This is a genomic window from Bacteroidota bacterium (genome assembly GCA_016718825.1).
Lineage (GTDB): Bacteria > Bacteroidota > Bacteroidia > J057 > JADKCL01 > JADKCL01.
In genome coordinates, this window is sequence record JADKCL010000008.1 from 128,591 (window position 1) to 150,610 (window position 22,020).

The 22,020-nt window shown below is 52.1% G+C and carries 18 protein-coding genes; 9 read left to right on the forward strand and 9 right to left on the reverse strand.

Annotated features, from left to right (window positions below; genetic code table 11):
* Positions 1 to 5 precede the first annotated feature (5 nt).
* Genes IPN95_11470 through IPN95_11480 form a run of 3 tightly spaced genes read left to right on the forward strand, consistent with a single transcriptional unit; the run spans position 6 to position 8,027 of the window.
* The gene (locus IPN95_11470; GenBank protein MBK9450000.1) at positions 6 to 902 is read left to right on the forward strand and encodes an HYR domain-containing protein; all 897 of its coding nucleotides are present in this window, start codon (positions 6 to 8) and stop codon (positions 900 to 902) included.
* A complete protein-coding gene (locus IPN95_11475) occupies positions 817 to 5,328 on the forward strand; it encodes an HYR domain-containing protein (GenBank protein MBK9450001.1) in 4,512 nt (1,503 codons plus the stop codon). Before IPN95_11470 ends, IPN95_11475 begins: the two co-directional genes overlap by 86 nt.
* A gap of 44 nt (positions 5,329 to 5,372) precedes the next feature.
* Positions 5,373 to 8,027: an HYR domain-containing protein gene (locus tag IPN95_11480; GenBank protein MBK9450002.1), complete on the forward strand. Its 2,655-nt coding sequence runs from the start codon at positions 5,373 to 5,375 to the stop codon at positions 8,025 to 8,027.
* Positions 8,028 to 8,141: 114 nt separating this feature from the next.
* Here the strand turns inward: IPN95_11480 and IPN95_11485 are convergent, their stop codons facing one another.
* From IPN95_11485 to IPN95_11495, 3 genes are all read right to left on the reverse strand, one after another.
* The gene (locus IPN95_11485; GenBank protein ID MBK9450003.1) at positions 8,142 to 8,822 is read right to left on the reverse strand and encodes a hypothetical protein; all 681 of its coding nucleotides are present in this window, start codon (positions 8,820 to 8,822) and stop codon (positions 8,142 to 8,144) included.
* Positions 8,823 to 8,994: 172 nt separating this feature from the next.
* A complete protein-coding gene (locus tag IPN95_11490; GenBank protein ID MBK9450004.1) occupies positions 8,995 to 9,930 on the reverse strand; it encodes a M28 family peptidase in 936 nt (311 codons plus the stop codon).
* Entirely contained in the window at positions 9,872 to 10,357 is a 486-nt protein-coding gene (locus IPN95_11495) for a hypothetical protein (GenBank protein ID MBK9450005.1), read from the reverse strand. The genes IPN95_11490 and IPN95_11495 overlap by 59 nt, the downstream gene beginning before the upstream one ends.
* Before the next feature lie 120 nt (positions 10,358 to 10,477).
* Here IPN95_11495 and IPN95_11500 point away from each other — a divergent pair, with 120 nt between their 5' ends.
* On the forward strand, positions 10,478 to 12,268 hold the full coding sequence (locus tag IPN95_11500; protein MBK9450006.1) for a long-chain fatty acid--CoA ligase: 1,791 nt from the start codon (positions 10,478 to 10,480) through the stop codon (positions 12,266 to 12,268).
* 158 nt (positions 12,269 to 12,426) lie between these two features.
* On the opposite strand, the gene IPN95_11505 is transcribed toward IPN95_11500, so the two are convergent.
* Entirely contained in the window at positions 12,427 to 12,987 is a 561-nt protein-coding gene (locus IPN95_11505) for a DUF4231 domain-containing protein (protein MBK9450007.1), read from the reverse strand.
* Between the two features lie 233 nt (positions 12,988 to 13,220).
* Here IPN95_11505 and IPN95_11510 point away from each other — a divergent pair, with 233 nt between their 5' ends.
* Positions 13,221 to 14,042 carry an ABC transporter permease gene (locus IPN95_11510; protein MBK9450008.1) on the forward strand — a complete coding sequence of 274 codons (822 nt, stop codon included), beginning with the start codon at positions 13,221 to 13,223 and terminating at the stop codon, positions 14,040 to 14,042.
* A 22-nt stretch (positions 14,043 to 14,064) separates the two neighbouring features.
* On the opposite strand, the gene IPN95_11515 is transcribed toward IPN95_11510, so the two are convergent.
* Together IPN95_11515 and IPN95_11520 are read right to left on the reverse strand one after the other, a co-directional pair.
* Positions 14,065 to 15,153, reverse strand: coding sequence for an ABC transporter ATP-binding protein (locus IPN95_11515; GenBank protein MBK9450009.1), 1,089 nt, complete (start codon positions 15,151 to 15,153; stop codon positions 14,065 to 14,067).
* A 16-nt stretch (positions 15,154 to 15,169) separates the two neighbouring features.
* Complete coding sequence (locus tag IPN95_11520) at positions 15,170 to 15,337, reverse strand: hypothetical protein (protein ID MBK9450010.1); 168 nt, start codon at positions 15,335 to 15,337, stop codon at positions 15,170 to 15,172.
* Positions 15,338 to 15,694: 357 nt separating this feature from the next.
* On the opposite strand from IPN95_11520, the gene speE reads away from it, so the two are divergent.
* Together speE and IPN95_11530 are read left to right on the forward strand one after the other, a co-directional pair.
* Positions 15,695 to 16,999, forward strand: coding sequence for a polyamine aminopropyltransferase (gene speE, locus IPN95_11525; GenBank protein ID MBK9450011.1), 1,305 nt, complete (start codon positions 15,695 to 15,697; stop codon positions 16,997 to 16,999).
* Positions 16,983 to 18,053: an agmatinase family protein gene (locus tag IPN95_11530; GenBank protein ID MBK9450012.1), complete on the forward strand. Its 1,071-nt coding sequence runs from the start codon at positions 16,983 to 16,985 to the stop codon at positions 18,051 to 18,053. The genes speE and IPN95_11530 overlap by 17 nt, the downstream gene beginning before the upstream one ends.
* Before the next feature lie 70 nt (positions 18,054 to 18,123).
* On the opposite strand, the gene IPN95_11535 is transcribed toward IPN95_11530, so the two are convergent.
* The 3 genes from IPN95_11535 to IPN95_11545 form a co-directional block, all read right to left on the reverse strand.
* A complete protein-coding gene (locus tag IPN95_11535; protein ID MBK9450013.1) occupies positions 18,124 to 18,693 on the reverse strand; it encodes a hypothetical protein in 570 nt (189 codons plus the stop codon).
* A 332-nt stretch (positions 18,694 to 19,025) separates the two neighbouring features.
* Positions 19,026 to 19,346 (reverse strand): hypothetical protein, encoded by a 321-nt coding sequence (locus IPN95_11540; protein ID MBK9450014.1) that lies wholly within the window; start codon positions 19,344 to 19,346, stop codon positions 19,026 to 19,028.
* A gap of 61 nt (positions 19,347 to 19,407) precedes the next feature.
* A complete protein-coding gene (locus IPN95_11545; GenBank protein MBK9450015.1) occupies positions 19,408 to 19,962 on the reverse strand; it encodes a hypothetical protein in 555 nt (184 codons plus the stop codon).
* Positions 19,963 to 20,198: 236 nt separating this feature from the next.
* On the opposite strand from IPN95_11545, the gene IPN95_11550 reads away from it, so the two are divergent.
* Together IPN95_11550 and IPN95_11555 are read left to right on the forward strand one after the other, a co-directional pair.
* Positions 20,199 to 21,230, forward strand: a complete 1,032-nt coding sequence (locus tag IPN95_11550) for an ABC transporter ATP-binding protein (GenBank protein ID MBK9450016.1) — start codon at positions 20,199 to 20,201, stop codon at positions 21,228 to 21,230.
* Positions 21,227 to 21,958 carry a hypothetical protein gene (locus IPN95_11555; GenBank protein MBK9450017.1) on the forward strand — a complete coding sequence of 244 codons (732 nt, stop codon included), beginning with the start codon at positions 21,227 to 21,229 and terminating at the stop codon, positions 21,956 to 21,958. Before IPN95_11550 ends, IPN95_11555 begins: the two co-directional genes overlap by 4 nt.
* Positions 21,959 to 22,020: the final 62 nt, after the last annotated feature.

Consider the following 22,020-nt stretch of genomic DNA (forward strand, 5'->3'; position numbering starts at 1 on the left):
ATCCAATGATCACTTGCCCCGCCAACGTCGTGGTCAGCAACGATCCCGGCCAATGCGCTGCGATCGTCACTTATTCGGTGACCTTCAATGACAACTGTGCGGGTGCGAACTTGGCCCAAACGGCTGGTTTGGCAAGCGGATCGAGCTTCCCTTCGGGAACCACTGCCAATAGCTTCACCGTAACCGACGGTTCCGGCAATACTGCAACATGTTCCTTCACGGTGACCGTCAACGACACGGAAGTCCCAACAATCACATGCCCCGCCAACGTGGTCGTCAGCAATGATCCCGGCCAATGCGCAGCGATCGTGACTTATTCGGTCAGCTTCAATGACAACTGTGCTGGAGCGAACTTGGCGCAAACGGCTGGTTTGGCGAGCGGATCGAGCTTCCCTTCGGGCGTGACTTCGAATAGCTTCACCGTCACCGACGGTTCCGGCAACACGGCAGCTTGTTCCTTCACGGTGACCGTCAACGACACCGAAATTCCAACAATCACTTGCCCCGCCAACGTGGTGGTCAGCAACGACCCCGGCCAATGCGCTGCGATTGTGACTTATTCGGTCAGCTTCAATGACAACTGTGCGGGTGCGAACTTGGCGCAGACTGCTGGTTTGGCGAGCGGATCGAGCTTCCCTTCGGGCACGACTTCGAATAGCTTCACCGTCACCGACGGCTCGGGCAACACTGCAACTTGTTCCTTCACCGTGACCGTCAACGACACGGAAATCCCGACGATCACTTGCCCCGCCAACGTGGTCGTGAGCAACAATCCTGGTTTGTGCGCTGCGATCGTGACCTATTTGGTCAGCTTCAATGACAATTGTGCTGGTGCAAACTTGGCGCAAACGGCTGGTTTGGCGAGCGGTTCGAGCTTCCCCTTCGGGCACGACTTCGAATAGCTTCTCCGTCACCGACGGCTCCGTCAATACCGCAGCTTGTTCCTTCACTGTAACTGTCAACGACACCGAAATTCCCACAATCACTTGCCCTGCCAACGTGGTCGTCAGCAACGATCCTGGCCAATGCGCGGCGATCGTGACCTATTCGGTCAGCTTCAATGACAATTGTGCGGGTGCAAACTTGGCGCAAACGGCTGGTTTGGCGAGCGGTTCGAGCTTCCCTTCGGGCACGACTTCGAATAGCTTCACCGTCACCGACGGCTCGGGCAATACTGCAACTTGTTCCTTCACCGTGACCGTCAACGACACGGAAAATCCAACAATCACTTGCCCTGCCAACGTGGTCGTCAGCAACGACCCCGGCCAATGCGCTGCGATTGTGACTTATTCGGTCAGCTTCAATGACAACTGTGCTGGAGCAAACTTGGCGCAAACGGCTGGTTTGGCGAGCGGATCGAGCTTCCCAACGGGCGTGACTTCGAATAGCTTCACCGTCACCGACGGCTCCGGCAACACCGCAACTTGTTCCTTCACGGTAACTGTCAACGACACGGAAATCCCAACAATCACTTGCCCCGCCAACGTGGTCGTCAGCAACGACCCCGGCCAATGCGCAGCGATCGTGACTTATTCGGTCAGCTTCAATGACAATTGTGCAGGTGCGAACTTGGCGCAAACGGCTGGTTTGGCGAGCGGATCGAGCTTCCCTTCGGGCACGACTTCGAATAGCTTCACCGTCACCGACGGCTCGGGCAACACTGCAACTTGTTCCTTCACCGTGACCGTCAACGACACCGAAATCCCAACGATCACTTGCCCTGCCAACGTGGTCGTCAGCAACGACCCCGGCCAATGCGCTGCGATCGTGACTTATTCGGTCAGCTTCAATGACAATTGTGCGGGTGCAAACTTGGCGCAAACGGCTGGTTTGGCGAGCGGATCGAGCTTCCCAACGGGCGTGACTTCGAATAGCTTCACCGTCACCGACGGCTCGGGCAATACCGCAGCTTGTTCCTTCACGGTGACCGTCAACGACACCGAAATCCCAACCATCACTTGCCCTGCCAACGTGGTCGTGAGCAACGACCCCGGCCAATGCGCAGCGATCGTGACTTATTCGGTCAGCTTCAATGACAACTGTGCGGGCGCGAACTTGGCGCAAACGGCTGGTTTGGCGAGCGGATCGAGCTTCCCAACGGGCGTGACTTCGAATAGCTTCACCGTCACCGACGGCTCGGGCAACACCGCAACTTGTTCCTTCACCGTGACCGTCAACGACACGGAGGCACCAACCATCACTTGCCCCGCCAACGTGGTGGTCAGCAATGACCCCGGCCAATGCGCAGCGATTGTGACTTATTCGGTCAGCTTCAATGACAATTGTGCAGGTGCGAATCTGGCGCAAACGGCTGGTTTGGCGAGCGGATCGAGCTTCCCTTCGGGAACAACTTCGAATAGCTTCGCCGTCACCGACGGTTCCGGCAACACCGCAGCTTGTTCCTTCACGGTGACCGTCAACGACACGGAAGTCCCAACCATCACTTGCCCCGCCAACGTGGTCGTCAGCAACGACCCCGGCCAATGCGCCGCGATCGTGACTTATTCGGTCAGCTTCAATGACAACTGTGCGGGTGCGAACTTGGCGCAAACGGCTGGTTTGGCGAGCGGATCGAGCTTCCCTTCGGGAATCACTGCCAATAGCTTCACCGTCACCGACGGCTCCGGCAATACCGCAGCTTGTTCCTTCACGGTAACCGTCAACGACACGGAAATCCCCACAATCACTTGCCCCGCAAACGTGGTGGTCAGCAACGATCCAGGCCAATGTGCGGCGATTGTGACTTATTCGGTCAGCTTCAATGACAACTGTGCGGGAGCGAACTTGGCGCAAACGGCTGGTTTGGCGAGCGGATCGAGCTTCCCTGGCGGAACAACTTCGAATAGCTTCACCGTCACGGACGGCTCCGGCAATACCGCAGCTTGTTCCTTCACGGTGACCGTCAACGACACGGAGGCACCAACGATCACTTGCCCTGCCAACGTGGTCGTCAGCAATGATCCAGGCCAATGCGCGGCGATTGTGACTTATTCGGTGAGCTTCAATGACAATTGTGCTGGTGCAAACTTGGCGCAAACGGCTGGATTGGCAAGCGGATCGAGCTTCCCTTCAGGCACGACTTCGAATAGCTTCACCGTCACTGACGGCTCTGGCAACACCGCAACTTGTTCCTTCACGGTAACTGTCAACGACACCGAGGCACCAACCATCACTTGCCCTGCCAACGTCGTGGTCAGCAATGATCCCGGCCAATGCGCAGCGATTGTGACTTATTCGGTCACCTTCAATGACAACTGTGCGGGAGCCAACTTGGCGCAAACCGCTGGTTTCGCGAGCGGATCGAGTTTCCCAGCTGGCACGACAAGCAATGCATTCGTAGTCACCGACGGTTCGGGCAACACTGCAACTTGCTCCTTCACGGTGACCGTCAACGACACGGAGGCACCAACCATCACTTGCCCTGCAAACGTGGTCGTCAGCAACGACCCCGGTCAATGCGCTGCGATCGTGACCTATTCGGTCACCTTCAATGACAATTGTGCTGGAGCGAACTTGGCGCAGACCGCTGGTTTGGCTAGCGGATCGAGCTTCCCGGCTGGCACGACTTCGAATAGCTTCACCGTCACCGACGGTTCTGGCAATACTGCAACTTGCTCCTTCACCGTGACCGTCAACGACACGGAGGCACCAACGATCACTTGCCCCGCCAACGTCGTGGTCAGCAACGACCCCGGCCAATGCGCTGCGATCGTGACTTATTCGGTCAGCTTCAATGACAACTGTGCGGGAGCCAACTTGGCGCAAACGGCTGGTTTGGCGAGCGGTTCGAGCTTCCCTTCGGGAACAACTTCGAATAGCTTCACCGTCACGGATGGCTCCAGCAACACCGCAGCTTGTTCCTTCACCGTGACCGTCAACGACACGGAGGTACCAACCATCACATGCCCTGCAAACGTGGTCGTCAGCAACGATCCCGGCCAATGCGCGGCGATGGTGACTTATTCTGTGACCTTCAATGACAACTGTGCTGGCGCGAACTTGGCGCAAACGTCTGGTTTGGCGAGCGGATCGAGCTTCCCAACGGGCGTGACTTCGAATAGCTTCACCGTCACCGACGGTTCCGGCAACACTGCAACTTGTTCCTTCACGGTGACCGTCAACGACACCGAAATCCCAACGATCACTTGCCCTGCCAACGTGGTGGTCAGCAACGATCCCGGCCAATGCGCGGCGATGGTGACTTATTCGGTGAGCTTCAATGACAATTGTGCGGGAGCCAACTTGGCGCAGACGGCTGGTTTGGCGAGCGGATCGAGCTTCCCTTCGGGAACAACTTCGAATAGCTTTACCGTCACCGACGGCTCCGGCAACACTGCAGCTTGTTCCTTCACCGTGACTGTCAACGACACGGAGGCACCAACGATCACTTGCCCCGCCAACGTGGTCGTCAGCAACGACCCCGGCCAATGCGCAGCGATCGTGACTTATTCGGTGACCTTCAATGACAACTGTGCTGGAGCAAACTTGGCGCAAACTGCTGGTTTGGTGAGCGGATCGAGCTTCCCTTCGGGAACAACTTCGAATAGCTTTACCGTCACTGACGGTTCCGGCAATACTGCAACATGTTCCTTCACGGTCACCATCAACGACACCGAAATTCCAACCATCACTTGCCCTGCCAACGTGGTCGTCAGCAACGACCCCGGCCAATGTGCGGCGATTGTGACTTATTCGGTCAGCTTCAATGACAATTGTGCTGGTGCGAACTTGGCGCAAACGGCTGGTTTGGCGAGCGGTTCGAGCTTCCCTTCGGGCGTGACTTCGAATAGCTTCACCGTCACCGACGGCTCGGGCAATACCGCAGCTTGTTCCTTCACAGTGACCGTCAACGACACGGAAATTCCAACGATCACTTGCCCCGCCAACGTGGTCGTCAGCAACGATCCCGGCCAATGTGCGGCGATTGTGACTTATTCGGTGACCTTCAATGACAACTGTGCTGGAGCCAACTTGGCGCAAACGGCTGGTTTGGCGAGCGGATCGAGCTTCGCAGCTGGCACGACAAGCAATGCATTCGTAGTGACCGACGGTTCCGGCAATACCGCAACTTGTTCCTTCACGGTGACCGTCAACGACACCGGAAATCCAACCATCACTTGCCCTGCCAACGTGGTCGTCAGCAACGACCCTGGCCAATGTGCGGCGATCGTGACTTATTCGGTCAGCTTCAATGACAACTGTTCTGGCGCGAACTTGACGCAAACAGCTGGTTTGGCGAGCGGATCGAGCTTCCTTCGGGCACGACTTCGAATAGCTTCACCGTCACCGACGGCTCGGGGAACACTGCAGCTTGTTCCTTCACGGTAACTGTCAACGACACGGAAATCCCAACAATCACTTGCCCCGCCAACGTGGTCGTCAGCAATGATCCCGGCCAATGCGCGGCGATTGTGACTTATTCGGTCAGCTTCAATGACAACTGTGCGGGTGCGAACTTGGCGCAAACGGCTGGTTTGGCAAGCGGATCGAGCTTCCCTTCAGGCACGACTTCGAATAGCTTCACCGTCACCGACGGTTCCGGCAACACTGCAACTTGTTCCTTCACGGTGACCGTCAACGACACGGAGGGCCCCGTTTTGGTTTGCCAAAATATTCAGGTCGCACCTTCGCCTGGACCACTTGTTGTGACACCCGCGCAGGTCATCGTTTCTGCGTCAGACAATTGCGGAATTTCCACAAATGTCCTGACTCCGAATTCGTTCACCTGTGCCCAAGCTGGCCAGACAATTACTGTGGATTTGGCGGTAACTGACGTAAATGGCAATGTCAGTCACTGTACACCGACCGTCGAAGTTCTCGGAACGGGTTGCAATCAGCCGCCGGTCGCAATTTGCCAAAACGTAACGGTAAATGCTGATGTCAATTGCGAAAGGGGTGTTGTGCCTCAAGCATTCGACAATGGCTCTTTTGACCCCAATGGAGACCCGTTGACATTTACCACCAACCCTGCCGGCCCATTCATCGTGGGAGTTACCAACGTCGTGTTGACCGTAAGCGATGGTGCTTTGACCTCGACATGCAGTGCAACGGTTACCGTCTTGGATATCACCCCGCCAACCATTCGTTGTCCGCTGAACGTCAGTGTTTCCAATGATCCCGGAATTTGTGGCGCAATCGTGGGCTACACGGCTGTTACTGGAACCGATGATTGCTCAGGAATCACCATCGTGCAGACATCTGGATTGGTAAGTGGTGGTACTTTCCCAATTGGAACGACCCTTAACGGGTTTACAGCTACGGATGGCGCAGGTAATAGTGCGGTTTGCAGCTTTGAAGTAACGGTATTGGATACCGAGAATCCGATATTGACTTGCCCAGGAAACCTAATCGAAACAGTAGATTCAGGCATTTGTGCTGCCGTCATCAATTACAATGTCGTGCTGAATGACAACTGTCCTGGAGCGACGCTTCTCCAGATTTCGGGTCAGCCAAGTGGTGCAACGATCCCGTTGGGTACGGTGATCAATGAATTCAGGGCTGTCGATGGTGCCGGAAACACCAGCAGTTGTGTGTTCAGCGTTGAGGTCGTGGATCTTACGCCTCCGGTTGCAGTTTGCCAAAACATCACTGTGAGCAATGGTATCAACGGTAACTTCACGATCACGCCGAGCATGATCAACAATGGAAGCAGCGACGGTTGCGGAATTGACTCCATCTTTGCCAGTCAAACTGCATTCACTTGCTCCAACAATGGCGGAAATGTTGTTGTGCTCACAGTGACCGATATCTATGGCAATACCTCCACTTGTTCTTCCATCGTGACGATCTTGGGCATTACACCACCGGTAATTACGCCTTCTGGTCCTACGGTGTTCTGCTCTGGAGGGAGCGTGATTTTGAACGGCGGTGCTGGCTATAATTCCTATATGTGGTCCAACAGTGCCACCACACAGAGCATCACGGTCACGACGAGCGGCTACTATGGACTTGCGGTGGTAAATAACAATGGTTGCATCGCACTTGCGGTTCCTGTGGCTGTGACGGTGAATCCTTCTCCAACTCCGGTCATTACTGCTTCTGGGCCGACGACATTCTGTGTTGGCGGAAGTGTAACCTTGGATGCAGGTGCAGGCTTTGCCTCCTACAATTGGTCCAACGGCGCCACAACGCGCACCATCCTTGTCAATGCTACCGGCAATTATACTGTGACGGTAACCAACGGTCCAGGCTGTCCAGGAATTGCAAGCCGGACAGTAACGGTGAATCCGCTGCCGACGGTCAATATCACCGCCAACAACAACGGAATCATTTGTTTCGGCAATGCCGTGACTTTGACTGCAACGGCTGGTTTGTCGACATACGCTTGGTCTGGCGGTGGCACTGCATTTACCAAGGTAGTAACGACCCCGGGTACCTACACTGTTACAGTGACCAACGCTTTCGGTTGCGCGAATACAGCAAGCTTTGTGGTCACAGCGGTGAATGCTTGCCAGGTTCCTACGGGCGAATTTGCAGATAACATCACTTCCAATGGTGCCACGTTGAATTGGACTGCCGTGCCATGCGCGACTTCTTACCGCGTTCAATGGAGGCGAGTGGGCACCAACCCTTATACATCACGCAACGTTTCGACCAATTCGACGGTGATCACGGGTCTGTTGCCCAATACAACCTACGAATGGCACGTGCGCACGACCTGTACGGGTGGTGGCGGCACCACTGCATATTCAGCGTTGTTCCAGTTCACGACACTTGGCCCACAAGCCAAGGGTGAGATTGGAGCCGAAGCCGAGGCCGCAGCAGGGCCGGATCCAATGCTTTATCCAAACCCCAACAGCGGTAAGTTTACCCTTGAGTACTTTGCCGAAGTTGAGGCCCATGTCCAGATTTGTGTCTATGATATGTTTGGGAAGCTTGTACGCTGCGAAACCAAATTGGCCTCCGAGTCGGAAAACACTTGGGAAATGCAATTTGACAATCTCTCCAAAGGCATGTACATGCTCAAGGTGGAGGGCGTCGAACAAGGCCTTGTGGAAACGCAGAGCGTCAGGTTCATTGTGCAGTAAGTTTGCGATTTAACGAAGGGGGCGCTATCACATTGGCTGTGGTTAGCGCCCCCTTCGTTTTTTGCTGCGCTATCACATTGGCTGTGGTTAGCGCCCCCTTCCTACTTCAGTCGATTATCGTTTTTCAGCAAGCCATACAACATGGTGGCTGCCTTTGTGGCCTTGCGTACGGACCTTCTCAACGGTGACTTTGAAACCGCATTTTTCGAGGCGATTGGTGAATTGTGGTTCGTTGGTGACGGACCAAACGGCAAAAATGCCCTTGGGCTTGAGCGCATTACGCGCGGCTGTGAGCCCGTGAAAGGAGTAGAGCCAATTGTTATTCGAAGTGGTAATGGCCTGTGGGCCATTGTCGACATCCAGCAAAATGGCATCGTACGTTGCTTCTCCTGCACGGATGAGCTTGCCTACATCGCCAATTTCCACCTTTACACGTTTGTCCTTGAGTGGATGTCCTGCCAATTCGCCTAAAACGCCACGGTTCCATTCGACAACCGCAGGCACAAGTTCGCCGAGCGTGATTTTCGCATTGGGAAGGAGGTGCGTCAGGGCTGAAGCAAGCGTAAATCCCATGCCCATACCGCCAATCAGGACATTCGGATCCTTGCGGCGTGCGATCACTGTGCAAGCCATTTCAGCAAGTGCTTCCTCTGAGCCATGCACGTAGCTGTTCATGAGCTCCATTTCACGGTCGCCGGAAATCCAAATGGAAAACTGTTTCCCCGTTTGGATGAGTTTCAATTTGTTCTTCGAATTTGGAATGTCGGCAGTTTCTAGGAGGATGTGTGGGAGCATCTAATTGAGTGAAAAGTGAAAAGTTATCAGTGAAAAGTGAAAAGCGCCATTTTGGTGCAAGTTCTGGCTATTCTTGGGTTTTTCTTTCGAAATTTTAGGAACCCATCAATTTACCCGCGCAATCAACGGGCATTCTTGCTGCCATTTGGCATTTTGAGCTTGTACCTTTTATTTACTTCCCCGTCATCTGCCACTTCAAAAATTCAATGAGCAAATTCCTCACCTCCAGATATTTGGAAAATTTCATTTCCTCAAAGGTATCGTTGACATCATGGTAATGAGGTGGGCCACCCATGGTGAAGATAAACATTCCTTTGACACCGTTTTTCACGAACCAATAGTGGTCGCTGTTGGGTGCATTCGGGCGTCCTTTGACGATCGGGACAGCATTCATCCGCGTATTCAAGGCCTGCAATTGGGCAAAATCAGTCGGATAATCCAAGCCACATACGGCCATGATGCCTTCGTCGCCATTGGCCATCAGGTCCAGGTTCAGGATAAATTTGGTATTGGCGAGTGGAAAAAGCGGATTCTTCTCCACGTATTGCCGCGAGCCGACGAGTCCCGCCTCTTCGCCCGTAAACGCGATGAACAGCATCGTAAAAGCGGGTTTGTTTTGCGGTAGACTGAAATGCTCGGCCATACTCAGCAACATCGAAGTTCCCGAAGCATTGTCGTTGCCACCATAAAAAATCGCCTCGCCTTGGGTGCCGAGGTGGTCATAGTGGGCGCTAACAATGATGATCGAATCGGGGAACGTGGTTCCACGGACCATCGCAGCGACATTTTGGCTTTGGGTGGTTTTGAAGCCTGTATTGATGGTCATGCTGCACTTTTTGACCTTCTTTTTGGGTAAACGATCCGCCAAAACTTCCACGACTGGCAGATCAATTGGCATTTGGCTGAGGCTTGCGGTGAGTTTCTTCTTGAGAATGACGACCGCAGACACCTTCATCTTATGTGCGAAGTCCAGTTTGGCATCATCAGAGGCAAATTGGCTGTATTTTTTCTTGAGTTCGGGGTCTTTTTCGATGTTTTCAGGTAGGCCGCTACGGAAAAGGATGGCCGAACCCTTTGAGGCTTGTGTTGAATTGCTCTGGCAAGCCATAGCCGATGTCCTTTATTTTGAGATTTTCGAGTTTACAGCGTGTACTTGCCTCATGCACGATGTAATCCTGCCCGATTTTCATGGTTTTTCCGTCGATGACGAGGGCTTGTTCTCCTTCGATCAGGTTGATCGACACACGTACCGGCTGAAAATAGGGTTTCGAAGGATCGGCAGGGGAGAGCGGCGGATACAGACCGAAACTTTGAAAGTGGGCAGCAATGTAGTCCGCTGCCATGCGATGGCCCTCTTTTTGGTAGCCACGGCCAAACATCGCTGGCGAAGCCAGATCCTTCGCAAAGACTTTGGCCCGGGTCAAAACACTGTCCTGAGCAGGCAATGCGATTGCGAAGGTGAGCGCGAGCGCGACAAGTAGGGGACGGATCAAGTGCCGCATTTTTGGCTGATTTTTGATGGCGGAAGTGATCATTCGAAATTTAAAAGTATTAATATCTTTCAAAACTCGGTTACGTAACATGGGGTTTTCGCTTTTTTTGTTAATATTACCTTCGTTCGGCTAAAATTAACTCAAAAATCACGTTTGTACGCGATGGAAGTAAAGCGACTCTTCGACATTTTCCCTTATCAACAGGAAAAATTCCCTCAAACTGCTGCGTTGGCGGGCAAAGCCAATGGCATTTGGGAAACCTATTCGACTGCACAAGTCATTGAAATCACGGATAGCATTGCCTTGGGGCTGCTTGCTTTGGGCCTCAAAAAGGGGGATGCAATCGGTTTGATTTCAGAAAATTCGGTGGAATGGGCGTTTGCCGACCACGGAATTCAGAAAATGGGCGGCATTGTCATTCCGTTGTATCCGACCTCGAGCAAGGAGGATTTGGCTTATATCTTGAATCACTGCGAGGCTAAGCTCTGTTTCTGCCAAAGCGAGGAGCTCCACGACAAGATCAAGAGCTGCCAACCTGAGGTTCCGAGTTTGCAACACCTCTATACCTTCCGCGAGGTCAAAGGCGCAAAAAATTACAAGGAGATCAAGGAAAATGTAAGCCCTGAAGGTCGTGCGCAGTTGGCTGCCATTCAGGATACCATCAAGGCGATGGATTTGGCGACCATCATTTACACCTCCGGGACGACTGGCAAGCCCAAGGGCGTCATGCTCTCCCACAACAACATCGTCGCGAATATTTTCTCTTCGATCGAGCGCCTCCCCGTGGGCAAGGGAGATGTGGCGCTGAGCTTTTTGCCCCTGAGTCACATTTTTGAGCGGATGATCAACTACATGTATTTCTCGGTGGGCATCTCGACCTACTATGCAGAGAGCATGGACAAAATCGGCGACAACTTGAAAGAAGTGCGTCCGATGGTGTTTACAGCCGTTCCGCGATTGCTGGAGAAGGTCTTTGACCGTGTCATGGCAGGCGGCAATGCCAATAAAGGCTTCAAGAAAAAAATCTTCCTCTGGGCAACCAAGCTCGCTGAAAAGTGGGAACCGGATGGAAAAGGCGGTTTTGTTTACGGGATGAAGATGAAGATCGCCGACAAGATGGTCTTCTCCAAGATCCGGAAAAAGGCAGGATTGGATCGCGTGTTGGCAGTCGCTTCCGGGTCTGCTGCCTTGCAGGTGCGCCTTTTTCACTTCTACAATGGCATTGGTGTGCCCTTGACCGAGGGTTATGGCTTGACCGAAACGTCGCCGGTAATTTCCGTCGGTGGCTTTGGTCCCGGCGAAATGAAAATCGGCTACGTGGGTACGGTCATCAACGGTGGTACGGTCAAGATTGCCGAAGACGGCGAAATTCTGTACAAAGGTCCGAACGTGATGATGGGCTACTACAAGGAGCCTGAAATGACGGCCGAGGTGATGGACAAAGAAGGTTGGTTCCATACCGGTGATATCGGAGAGGTTGATGCACAAGGATTCATCCGCATCACCGACCGCAAGAAGGAAATGTGGAAGACCAGTGGCGGCAAGTACATTGCACCGCAAGTGATTGAAAATAAGCTCAAAGAATCCCCGTTCATCGAGCAGGTTGTCATTGTCGGCGAGGGCAAAAATTTCCCGGGCGCTTTGATCGTTCCCAACTTCGAAAATCTGTATTCGTGGATGAAAGAAGAAGGAATGAACTTCAACAAGGATATGCCGGCCGCGGTGGTGAGCATGGACAAGGTGAAGGCCAAAATCGCTTCTGAAGTGGCAGTTTTGAACCAAGGATTCGGCAAATGGGAAATGATCAAGCAATTTGAATTGTTGCCTACCGAGCTCAGCATCGCCGGCGGCGAATTGACCCCCAAATTGTCAATCAAGCGGAAGGTGGTTTACACGAAGTATGCCACTGAAATCGAGAAAATCTATGCTGGGAAATCTGGCGGCGGTGAGTAATTGAGAATGGAGAATTGAAAATTGAAAATGGAGAATCCTCATTGGGGTTCTCCATTTTCGTTTTTAGGGGATGTTGAGGCGTAACCGAGGCTGAGAAAAATTCATTTGCGATCTATCCGGGGATAGTTCCTCCATTCTCAGGCGAGCTGCCCATATTCTCAAGCACCTTCGGTGGAAGTCGGGTCTTCCGGGAAGTTGCTGCCTTCTTGAGTTGGCACTTGGGTGGATAATTCTTCCGATGGGGGCTGTATTGCCTTAGGCTCTAGTTCTGCCTGCGCCATCGTCGGATTGGCAACCTCCGGGGCAATCGACTGATAATTTTTCCAGTTGGCGACTTCTTTTGAAAGCAGATTTTCAATCGTCTGCACGAAAATGTCGAAGCGGTTGGCAGCCGCGTAAGCGCCTGTGCGCGTGAGGAACATGTAGCGCTCATGGCGCAGCAATTCGGCGGTGGTGCGGTATTCAACCCAATTGTCACGGTATTTCATCAACGCAAGGAATCCCGAAATCCCGGCAATCGCGACCCCCATGAAGCTCACGCAATGCTTGACCCAAGGCGTTGCTGTCGTCATAAAATTGGAAACAAACGGAATCGATACCGACAATAGAATTGCAACGGCCTCCAGTCGGATGTACCATTGCTTATTCAATTTCGCTTTGTCCGAGTACCAATCGAGTTGGGAATCAACACGTTGTTTGAGATATTCTTCTTCTTTCATAAAAAGCAGCGATTAATTTTTGGGGCCATTCGCTTGCGGAGCTCCGCTATTCGCGACCATTGGCATCATGTGACCTAAAATAGCGGATAAGAGGCAATTATCCTAGGTGCCTGAATCTCAACTTAGCTTTCTCCCGCTGAATCCTGCCTCGATTTTCGGTTTTCGGATCGTTGAAAATCCAATCAAACAGGAGAGAAATATTCCCCAACGAGAAATTCTGCATCTTTGTCGTTATGTCTACTGAACGCACAATACAACCTGAGGGTACAGGGTTGAGAACCTATCTCGGGAGGGTCTGGGCTTACCGCAGATTGATTGGCGTGTTTGCTTGGCGAGATATCCGTGCCCAGTATGCGCAAACCCTTTTGGGGGTGTTTTGGGCAGTGATCAAGCCTTTAATGGCCTTGGCCATTTTTACAATATTCTTCGGTGTGCTTGTACCCTTGGACAGCAAAATCAAGGTCGAATATCCCCTTTTTGCTTTCTCCGGCATGGTGGCTTGGTACTTTTTTACGTACCTCATCACCAATGTCGGAACGTCCGTGGTCAATGCGCAGCAGCTCATCTCACGGGTATATTTTCCAAAACTCATCCTTCCACTCGCCAAAACATTTGCTGGAATGGCTGATTTTTGCATCTCGATGGTGTTGATGGTGATTTTGATGATGATTTGGGGGCACGTTCCCGGCTGGGAGATCGCATTTTTTCCGTTGATTTTGGGGTTGAATATTCTGGTGGGTCTCGGAATGGGACTTTGGTTGAGCGCCCTCACGAGTCGCTACCGCGACTTCCACCATTTATTGCCTTATTTGGTGAATTTTGCGATTTGGCTCACCCCGGTTTTCTATCCGACCACGATCATACCGGAAAAGTATCAAGCCTTTTTGTATGCCAATCCGATGGCGGGTGTCATCGCGGGATTCAGGTGGACCTTGCTCGGGGATGATGTGCCCGACGCGCGATACCTGTACGGCATGATTCCAATGGTTTTGATCTTTTTTGTCGGCGTCGTGTTTTTTTACCGCGTAGAGCGATTGATGGTCGACAAGGTGTGATTGCCTTGGTTTTCCTTCATTCTCAAGCGTCCAAACGCCGCAATTCCCATTCTAGTGCCGGCCGCAAAGCATAGTCCTGTTGCCCCTGATTCCATTGTTTGCCAACCTCCCAAGGCGTGATTTCGACGGTAAACCGCTGGACACAAGGAAGTTCCAGAAGCAATTTTTCCAGGTCGCCAAAGTAAAGGTCCACATAGAATGTTCCGGTATAGAAGAGATTTCCCGGCACGGTGACTTTGGTTTCATATTCACCTGCCTCCATCGGTTGAAATTCGAAGTCTTCACGGTAAATCCGGCAATCACTCATCAATACATTTTCCAAGTTGTTGATGTTGAGCAAAATTTCCAGTTTGGTGAAGTCCGTCTTTTTGCGGTACCGGATTTTGATTTCGACGGCATCGGCCATATAAATCGGCGAATCGACTGCTTTACCTCCCGCGCCAATGGTCATAGACAAAAAGGCTACATTTTCATGCTCCAATACCCGCGAGGTGAGTTCCTGATCGGGGTTGTCGGGACTGCGGTAAAAGAAAACCATGTCGTCGAGGTACTGTTGCATGTATTCGTCGACGATATCCTTGGTTGGACCAAACGCCCGGATTTTCCCCGCCTCGATGAGCATGCACTTGTTGCAGAGGTTGCGGATGCTCGGCAGTTCATGGCTCACGATCAAAACGGTTGTTCCCGACCTGGCAATTTGCTTGATTTTCTGTGCACTACGCAATCTGAATTCAACGTCGCCAACGGACAATACTTCGTCCAGCAGCAAAATATCTGATTGACTGTGGAATGCTACAGAAAAGGCCAAGCGCATATACATCCCGCTGCTGTAGTGCTTGACGGGCATGTCAATAAAACGCTCAACGCCGCTGAAGGCGACGATTTCGTCAAACCGCTCCCTGATCTGTTGGCGGTCCATTCCGTTGATGGCCGCGCTCATGTAGACGTTTTGCCGTCCGCTGAGGTCAGGATGGAATCCCGTCCCCACATCCAAGATGGAAGTCACCGTGCCACGAAAGGTCACCTTGCCAGTCGTGGGTGGGGTAACTTCAGACAGGATTCTTAACAAGGTACTTTTGCCAGCACCGTTTCTACCCACAATGCCAAGCACATCTCCTTTTTCGAGCTCAAAAGAGATGTCTTGAAGTGCCGAAAACGATGGGGCTATCGACTTGTCGATTGCTGAAAAGCTGCTTCAAACCTTGCCAAAAATCCTGCAAAATCGAGCCTTGACCTTGCTGACTAATGGTATATTGCTTCGAGAGCCCTTCGACGACGAGTATGGGGAGATCCATACCGCAAGTTAAGCAATCGGCGGAATCTGTCTGAGGCATTTCGTGCGCGGATAACTTCTCTGCAGGCTTGACGGTCAAATAATCTCCAACCGGGTTGCAGCAACAAGAAATCTTTAAATTTTCTGCACCTTTTGGACCATTTTGAACGGAAATGAGGGGAAAAAGGAAAATGAGCCGATTCCAAGCCCGCCTGCAACCAACATTTTGGACCCCTTGCCGTACTATGCCCTGCATCCACAAAATATGGTGCTGATGTGGATGGCTGCGAGGGTGGATTCCATCCTTTTATTTTCCCCTCAAATTGCGTTGTTTTGCACCTTCATTGGATACCTTTTAACCCTTTCATTGATTAGAAAAATGAATTCACTTGGTAGGCACATTTTGGTCGAGTACTACGAATGCAATCCTGACATTCTCAACGATGTCATGTTGATTGAAAACAGCATGGTGGGCGCGGCAAAGCACGCTGAGGCGACTGTGATCAATGCGACTTTTCACCACTTTTCACCGTTTGGTGTTTCCGGTGTAGTCGTGATCCAGGAAAGCCACCTTGCAATTCACACTTGGCCCGAATATGGCTACGCTGCTGTGGACGTGTTTACTTGTGGTGACGCAGTCGATCCTTGGGATTGCTACAAATTCCTCAAAGAAGCCTTCCAAGCCAAGCATGCTTCGGCGATGGAAATGCAACGGGGTCAAGAAGGTCTGCTCAACAAAAGCACCTTCGATGTGGACAGCTTTGTCGCTGACCGCGGTGTGCCAGCCTCTGTGAAAAACGTGCGCAACGTTTGGTTTACCGAGCGCAACGAAACCGCAGCTTTCTCCCTCCGCCACAAGGGTGACCGCCTCTTTGCAGGTCAAAGCGACTTCCAAAAGGTCGAAATCTTCGATACCTACGCCTACGGTCGCCTCTTGACCCTCGATGGCATGGTCATGACGACCGAAAAAGACGAGTATGTCTACCACGAGATGATCAGCCACGTGGCCATGCAATCGCACCCCAACCCCAAGCGTGTCTTGGTGATCGGCGGTGGTGATGGCGGCGTCGCCCGCGAAATGCTCCGCTACCCGGGTGTCGAAGAAGTCGTGATGGTCGAAATCGACGGCATGGTCATCGACGCCTCCAAAGAATTTTTGCCGGAAATCGCGGCTGAGTTTGGCAATCCACGCCTGACCCTGCACGTCGCCGACGGCATCGAATACGTCAACAATTGCCCTGACGGTGCATTTGACGTCGCCATCATCGACTCGACCGACCCTGTCGGTCCTGCTGAAGGCCTCTTCACCGACAAATTCTACCGCGGCGTGCACCGCATCCTCAAGGACGACGGCCTCATGGTGACGCAAAGCGAAAGCCCACGCTTCAACACCGCTGTCTTCCGCGAAATTTTTGACTGCTACCGTGGTATCTACGGTCAGGACAAGGTTTCTTGCTATTTGGCCTATATCCCGACCTATCCGAGCGGTATGTGGAGCTTCAGTTTCTCCTCCAAAGGCAACTATTCTCCGCTCAACGGATTTGATGCTGCCAAGGCGGATGCTTTTGCAACACAGCACAAGCTCAAATACTACAACGGTGACATTCACCGTGCAGCCTTTGCGCTTCCCGGTTTCGTGAAAGACCTGCTCCACGGCCCTGTGATCGATGAGCAAAAAGGATAAAATTGCCGGCTTCAACGCCAATGGTGCCGGAGACACTTCCGGCAAACTCTTCGGCCTGCCGTTTACGGTAGACGAAGCTGATGTCGTGGTCTTGCCTGTGCCCTGGGACGTCACTGTCTCTTATGGGGCAGGAACCGCGGATGGTCCCAAAGCAATCTTGGAGGCCTCCCCGCAACTTGACCTCTTCGACGAAGATCTTGGAAACATCTGGCAGCATGGCATCGCCATGCTGCCAATTTCCGAGAGCCTGCGCAGCAAAAGTCAGCACCTGCGCGAAATGGCCGAGCCGATCATCCTCATGCAGGAGGAAGGCAAGGACCCCAATGAAGATCCGGTTTCTGCGCAAATCTTGGCCGAGATCAATGTCGCCTGTGCGGAAATGAACGACTGGGTCGAGCATGCTGCCGGCGCGTTGTTGGAGCAGAACAAGAAGGTTGCGCTGCTGGGCGGTGACCATAGTACCCCGCTGGGGTTCATGCGTGCGCTCTCCAAAAAGCATGGTGAATTCGGCATTTTACAAATTGACGCGCACATGGATCTGCGGGACGCCTACGAAGGCTTCAAGCATTCCCATGCGAGCATCATGTACAACGCGCTCGCGATCGAGAATGTCACGCGCTTGGTGCAAGTGGGCATCCGCGACATGTGTGAAGCCGAAATCAACTTGGCAAAAGGTTCTGAGGGCAGGGTCAAGGTGTTTACCGATCGCGCCTTGCAGAAGGCCGCCTTTGCCAATCAATCATGGGCGGAAACTTGCAGGGAAATCATTGCCTATTTGCCCGGAAAGGTCTACTTCAGCTTTGACATTGACGGATTGGAGCCATGGCTCTGTCCCAATACCGGCACACCCGTCGGCGGTGGGCTCGGTTACGAGCAGACGATGTTTCTGCTCGATCAGGTACGGCTCAGTGGCAGGGAAATCATTGGCATCGACCTCGTCGAGGTTAATGCCGGTCGCGATGGTTCCCAATGGGATGGCAGTGTCGGCGCGCGAATCCTTTACCGCATGTGCGGAATGATGGCTTATCGCCCTGCATTGTCGGAGTGGGAGTGATTGTGGGTTGGGTTTAAATGAAAGGGGCGCTAACATCGGATGATCGTAGCGCCCCTTTCGTTTTCTGTTTTTATGCGGCAGAGTCTTCCTCGTACCATTCATACCTAGCCATCCCGATATTGGGAGGGAGGTAATTCAAGACCATTTCAAATACTTGTTTGGCGTTTCCTTTGCCGAGGATGCGGCGTGGCTGCGCGTCATCCTCGTCGTCAACGATGCCCATGTTTACATGTACTTCGAAGTCAAAGTCATCGGTGATCCGCACAAAAGGCAACATCGAACTGCTGTCCTTTGGTGGAATGCGATTGCTGAATGCAAAGTCTCTCAAGCGCGTAAAAGACATGAGATTCCGCGTGCGTTCATCGCTTGCAAAAAGCTCAATGAGCTTTCCAAAGCGACGGTCACCGCGTTTCATGAGATTCTTCCAATACCAGTCCAAAAAGGAGGCTTCGCCTTCTTCAATTTTTTTGCGGCTTTCGGGAAACTGAATGCCAGGAACCCGACGCTCAATTTCTTCGCTGTTCAAACGTAATTCAAGCCAAAAGTGGATCAGGATCGCGCGTACACGTTCGTCACGAATGTCGTCGACACCTAGCCACTTCATGCCGTTTTCCCAGAAATCGAGGTAGCGACCAAACACTTGGCAGTGTCGGTTGCGGAATGAGATTGTTCGGTCATGCACCCTCACTTCGGAACCGATCGCTTCTAATTCGCGATTCAGCGCCGAAAAGGGAGAAACCGAAGTTCTCTTGAGGTTGAACAGTCTCGCCAACATTACTAAACTAGGGGTACGGCAATCGGCCGGATCAGTTTTTGATAAAAAGTTACCGAGGAATGGATCCAACTTTTCCATCCCAGTCCCCAACAAGTGTACAGTCCCAACAGCAAAGTAGGAAAATTTCTAGCACATTGACAATTCGGAGAAAAAACTTTGTTTGATCCAAATATTGCCCAAAAAGCACCTTACAAACGCTAGGAGGACTTTTTTGGTTGATATATTTCCATGAAAATCAGCGAGATAGCAATTGTGGCGATGGCAAGCATTCCCCCAAATTCCCAACGAGCCAAGCGCTCATCTTTTTTTACTGCAACCCAATGGTCGCGGTGAGTTTCAATCAGTTTTTCCTTGATTAAACCAAAATCGGGAGAAATGACCCAGTCATGTCGCTCATCCTCGGCAGTCTTCAGGGTTTCATTCACCTGAAGATCAATGCGATGAAAATGAATCCATGCCGATCCAAGCCCGATCAAAAGGCAAATGCTCAGCAGGAGAAGTCTTATTTTTCGTTGCATGGGACCGAAGCTACCCTGCTCGATACGGAATTCAGGTGCCCGCGGTTGTTAACCGCTGCGATTACTTCAATGGTTCGATCGGTGAAAAGTCACCCATGAAATACTTGTTCTTTCCCGCCTCTACAATGGTGATCGCCTGCACAAAGTGCAATTCCCCTTGTTGAATGTGCATTTTCCCGAGCAGCATTTTGTAGCCGGTAGCAATCTCGACCGGGTTACGGGAAGGTTCGAATTTTTCAAACGAGGCTTTTGACCATTCGATCGGGGATGTTTTCAGAATCGTTTGCAGGCTGTCTTGGACCATTTTCTTGTAGCCGTTTGCGCCCATTTTGGAAAGGGATTCCCGTTTGGCAGAGGCAGGAACCTTCACCTTGCTCATCATGTCTTTCAAGTCGGCATAACCGACAGCGAGGTCGCAAAAAGCATCAAGATCTTGGGCTTTGTAGGCCTTTACGACGCCTGTACATAGAGCCTGAGGGGATTGTTGGCACATTTCCCGCTCGGCTTTGGAAAGCGCGTGGCAGCCTGTGCCAGCAAGAAGAATGCTTAAACCAGACAGAAAATAGAATAATGCGCGTGGGAGCGATTCCCAAGAAGTTTTCACGTATGCTTTCATTTCTTGGGCAATTTAATCGAATTCCCCCCATTCCTCAAGCAAATGACATTTTTGGGTATGTGATCATCTCGCAATTGCGGTTGTGGCAAACCATTGTATGGCGGACGCAGGCTTCCTTCAACATCGATTGAAATATCCTTGAAAATAAATTGCAGGTCGGTTGTAATAAGATTCGCTGAAACACTACTAATAGGGTGAATGTTGAACTATTTTTGGGCCGAAATCAGAAATGCGAAATGCCACAACCCCTCGTTCAGTTTGAACACGTTGCCAAAAAGTACAAATCCTTCCAAGCGTTGGAGGATGTGACTTTTTCGGTGAATGAAGGCGAAATCTTTGGCTACATCGGCCCCAATGGGGCTGGGAAGACCACCACATTGAAGCTGCTTGTCGGCCTGTTGATGCAGTTTGAAGGCGCAATTCACGTCGGCGACTTGACGCTGCCGCGTGACCTTCAGAAACTCCATAAACTTGTGGGCTACCTGCCGCAGGATCCGGAGTATCAGCCTTGGCGCACCGTCGATCATGCCTTGATGACCTTCGGGAGACTCAGTGGTGTCTCCGTCAATGACCTCAAAATCAGAATTCCAGCGCTCTTGGAGCGGTTTGAGTTGGGCGATGTGCGGCACAAAAAGATCAAAAAGCTCTCGGGCGGCATGAAACAGAAGGTCGGCTTTGTGCAGGCGATGTTGCACAAGCCCAAATTGCTTGTGCTCGACGAACCGCTCAACGGCCTTGATCCGGAAAGTCGCATTCGCCTGCGTGAGCAAATCCTCGCGATGCGCGCGGAAGGCACCACCGTGATCTTCTCCTCACACATCCTGGACGACGTGCAAAACGTCGCCGACCGCATCGGCATCATCAAAAAGGGCCGGATGCTCAAAGCCGGCAACATGGCGGAATTGGTAGCGCATTTTGGCATCAACAAAGAGGTGCACCTTGACTATTCGCAGTTGCCTGATTCCACTGGATTTCTCGGCAGCTTGCCATTTGTGAAGGCCGTCAAGCAACGCAGCAGCAGCTATTGGATCCTCGAAATGGACAATGAGGCCAATTTGGACGCGAGCATCCATCAGGCTGTCGCCCAATCCCTTTCACAAAACGGACGTATTCGCAGGGTGACCGAGCAGGCTCCGACGCTCGATGAGTTGTACAAGCGATTCACCGAATCCGGTTCTGCTGAAACTACACCCATCATTCCAGCCAGCGAATCGCCTTCCTCCTCCAATTCTGCCACGCCTTCCACCACCATCAACCTCGAAAAATGAGCACTGCAACCACAACCTCCGGTTCGAGCATGCCCAAGAGCATGACTTGGCTCCTGTTTCTCGATGAATTGAAAGGATTCGCCAAATCCTCGATCATGTTGGCCATGTGGGTCGGAATGCCGCTCATGGGCATTGGACTCTATTATTTGCTGCCAAGCGGCCTGCCCCTGCAAACGCTCTCCGACGAAAAATTCGTCATTCCGGCATCGGCATTTCTGTCGGTGACCCTTTCGAGTATCGCAGGGCTCTTGGCAGCCACGTTGGTGAGCATCGAAATCGTGAATGAAAAGAACAAAAAAGTCTACGACCTTTTCCTCATCCGGCCCATCAATCGCGGCAGTTTCATGTGGGCAAAGTTTTTTGCCGTGAGTTTCTGCGTTTCCGTTGCCGTCGTTTTTGCACTGCTCGGGGGATTGCTGCTGGACTTGATCCGCGGTGTCGAACTTAGTCCGCTGCTGTTGGAATCGATTCTGGATTCGACATTGGCAGCGATTGGAGTGATTCTGGTGTCAACTGCAGCGGGAATTCTCATTGGAATGATCTCCAAGACGGTCATTATTGCTGTGATGCTCGTCTGGTTTATCGGTCAGTACGTTATGTTCATCCCCATGCTCGCTGCCCTCATTCCGATTGACTGGGTGCAAGGTGTTACCTATGGTTTGACGGTGGTATTCACTGTGATCATGATGATGGCCGCATCCTTCATCTTCAAGCGGATGGAAGTTTGACGGTAAATAGCCTTTGACAACGGCCCGATTGGTCGCTGCAAAGTACATTTCGCCTATATTTG

What these genes read in the sequence shown, in the direction of transcription:
- IPN95_11470 (MBK9450000.1), top strand. Translation starts at nt 6, where the DNA reads ATGATCACTTGCCCCGCCAACGTCGTGGTCAGCAACGATCCCGGCCAA.
- IPN95_11475 (MBK9450001.1), top strand. Translation starts at nt 817, where the DNA reads ATGACAATTGTGCTGGTGCAAACTTGGCGCAAACGGCTGGTTTGGCGA.
- IPN95_11485 (MBK9450003.1), bottom strand. Translation starts at nt 8,822, where the DNA reads ATGCTCCCACACATCCTCCTAGAAACTGCCGACATTCCAAATTCGAAG.
- IPN95_11490 (MBK9450004.1), bottom strand. Translation starts at nt 9,930, where the DNA reads ATGGCTTGCCAGAGCAATTCAACACAAGCCTCAAAGGGTTCGGCCATC.
- IPN95_11495 (MBK9450005.1), bottom strand. Translation starts at nt 10,357, where the DNA reads ATGATCACTTCCGCCATCAAAAATCAGCCAAAAATGCGGCACTTGATC.
- IPN95_11500 (MBK9450006.1), top strand. Translation starts at nt 10,478, where the DNA reads ATGGAAGTAAAGCGACTCTTCGACATTTTCCCTTATCAACAGGAAAAA.
- IPN95_11505 (MBK9450007.1), bottom strand. Translation starts at nt 12,987, where the DNA reads ATGAAAGAAGAAGAATATCTCAAACAACGTGTTGATTCCCAACTCGAT.
- IPN95_11510 (MBK9450008.1), top strand. Translation starts at nt 13,221, where the DNA reads ATGTCTACTGAACGCACAATACAACCTGAGGGTACAGGGTTGAGAACC.
- IPN95_11520 (MBK9450010.1), bottom strand. Translation starts at nt 15,337, where the DNA reads ATGGATCTCCCCATACTCGTCGTCGAAGGGCTCTCGAAGCAATATACC.
- speE (MBK9450011.1), top strand. Translation starts at nt 15,695, where the DNA reads ATGAATTCACTTGGTAGGCACATTTTGGTCGAGTACTACGAATGCAAT.
- IPN95_11530 (MBK9450012.1), top strand. Translation starts at nt 16,983, where the DNA reads ATGAGCAAAAAGGATAAAATTGCCGGCTTCAACGCCAATGGTGCCGGA.
- IPN95_11540 (MBK9450014.1), bottom strand. Translation starts at nt 19,346, where the DNA reads ATGCAACGAAAAATAAGACTTCTCCTGCTGAGCATTTGCCTTTTGATC.
- IPN95_11545 (MBK9450015.1), bottom strand. Translation starts at nt 19,962, where the DNA reads ATGAAAGCATACGTGAAAACTTCTTGGGAATCGCTCCCACGCGCATTA.
- IPN95_11550 (MBK9450016.1), top strand. Translation starts at nt 20,199, where the DNA reads ATGCCACAACCCCTCGTTCAGTTTGAACACGTTGCCAAAAAGTACAAA.
- IPN95_11555 (MBK9450017.1), top strand. Translation starts at nt 21,227, where the DNA reads ATGAGCACTGCAACCACAACCTCCGGTTCGAGCATGCCCAAGAGCATG.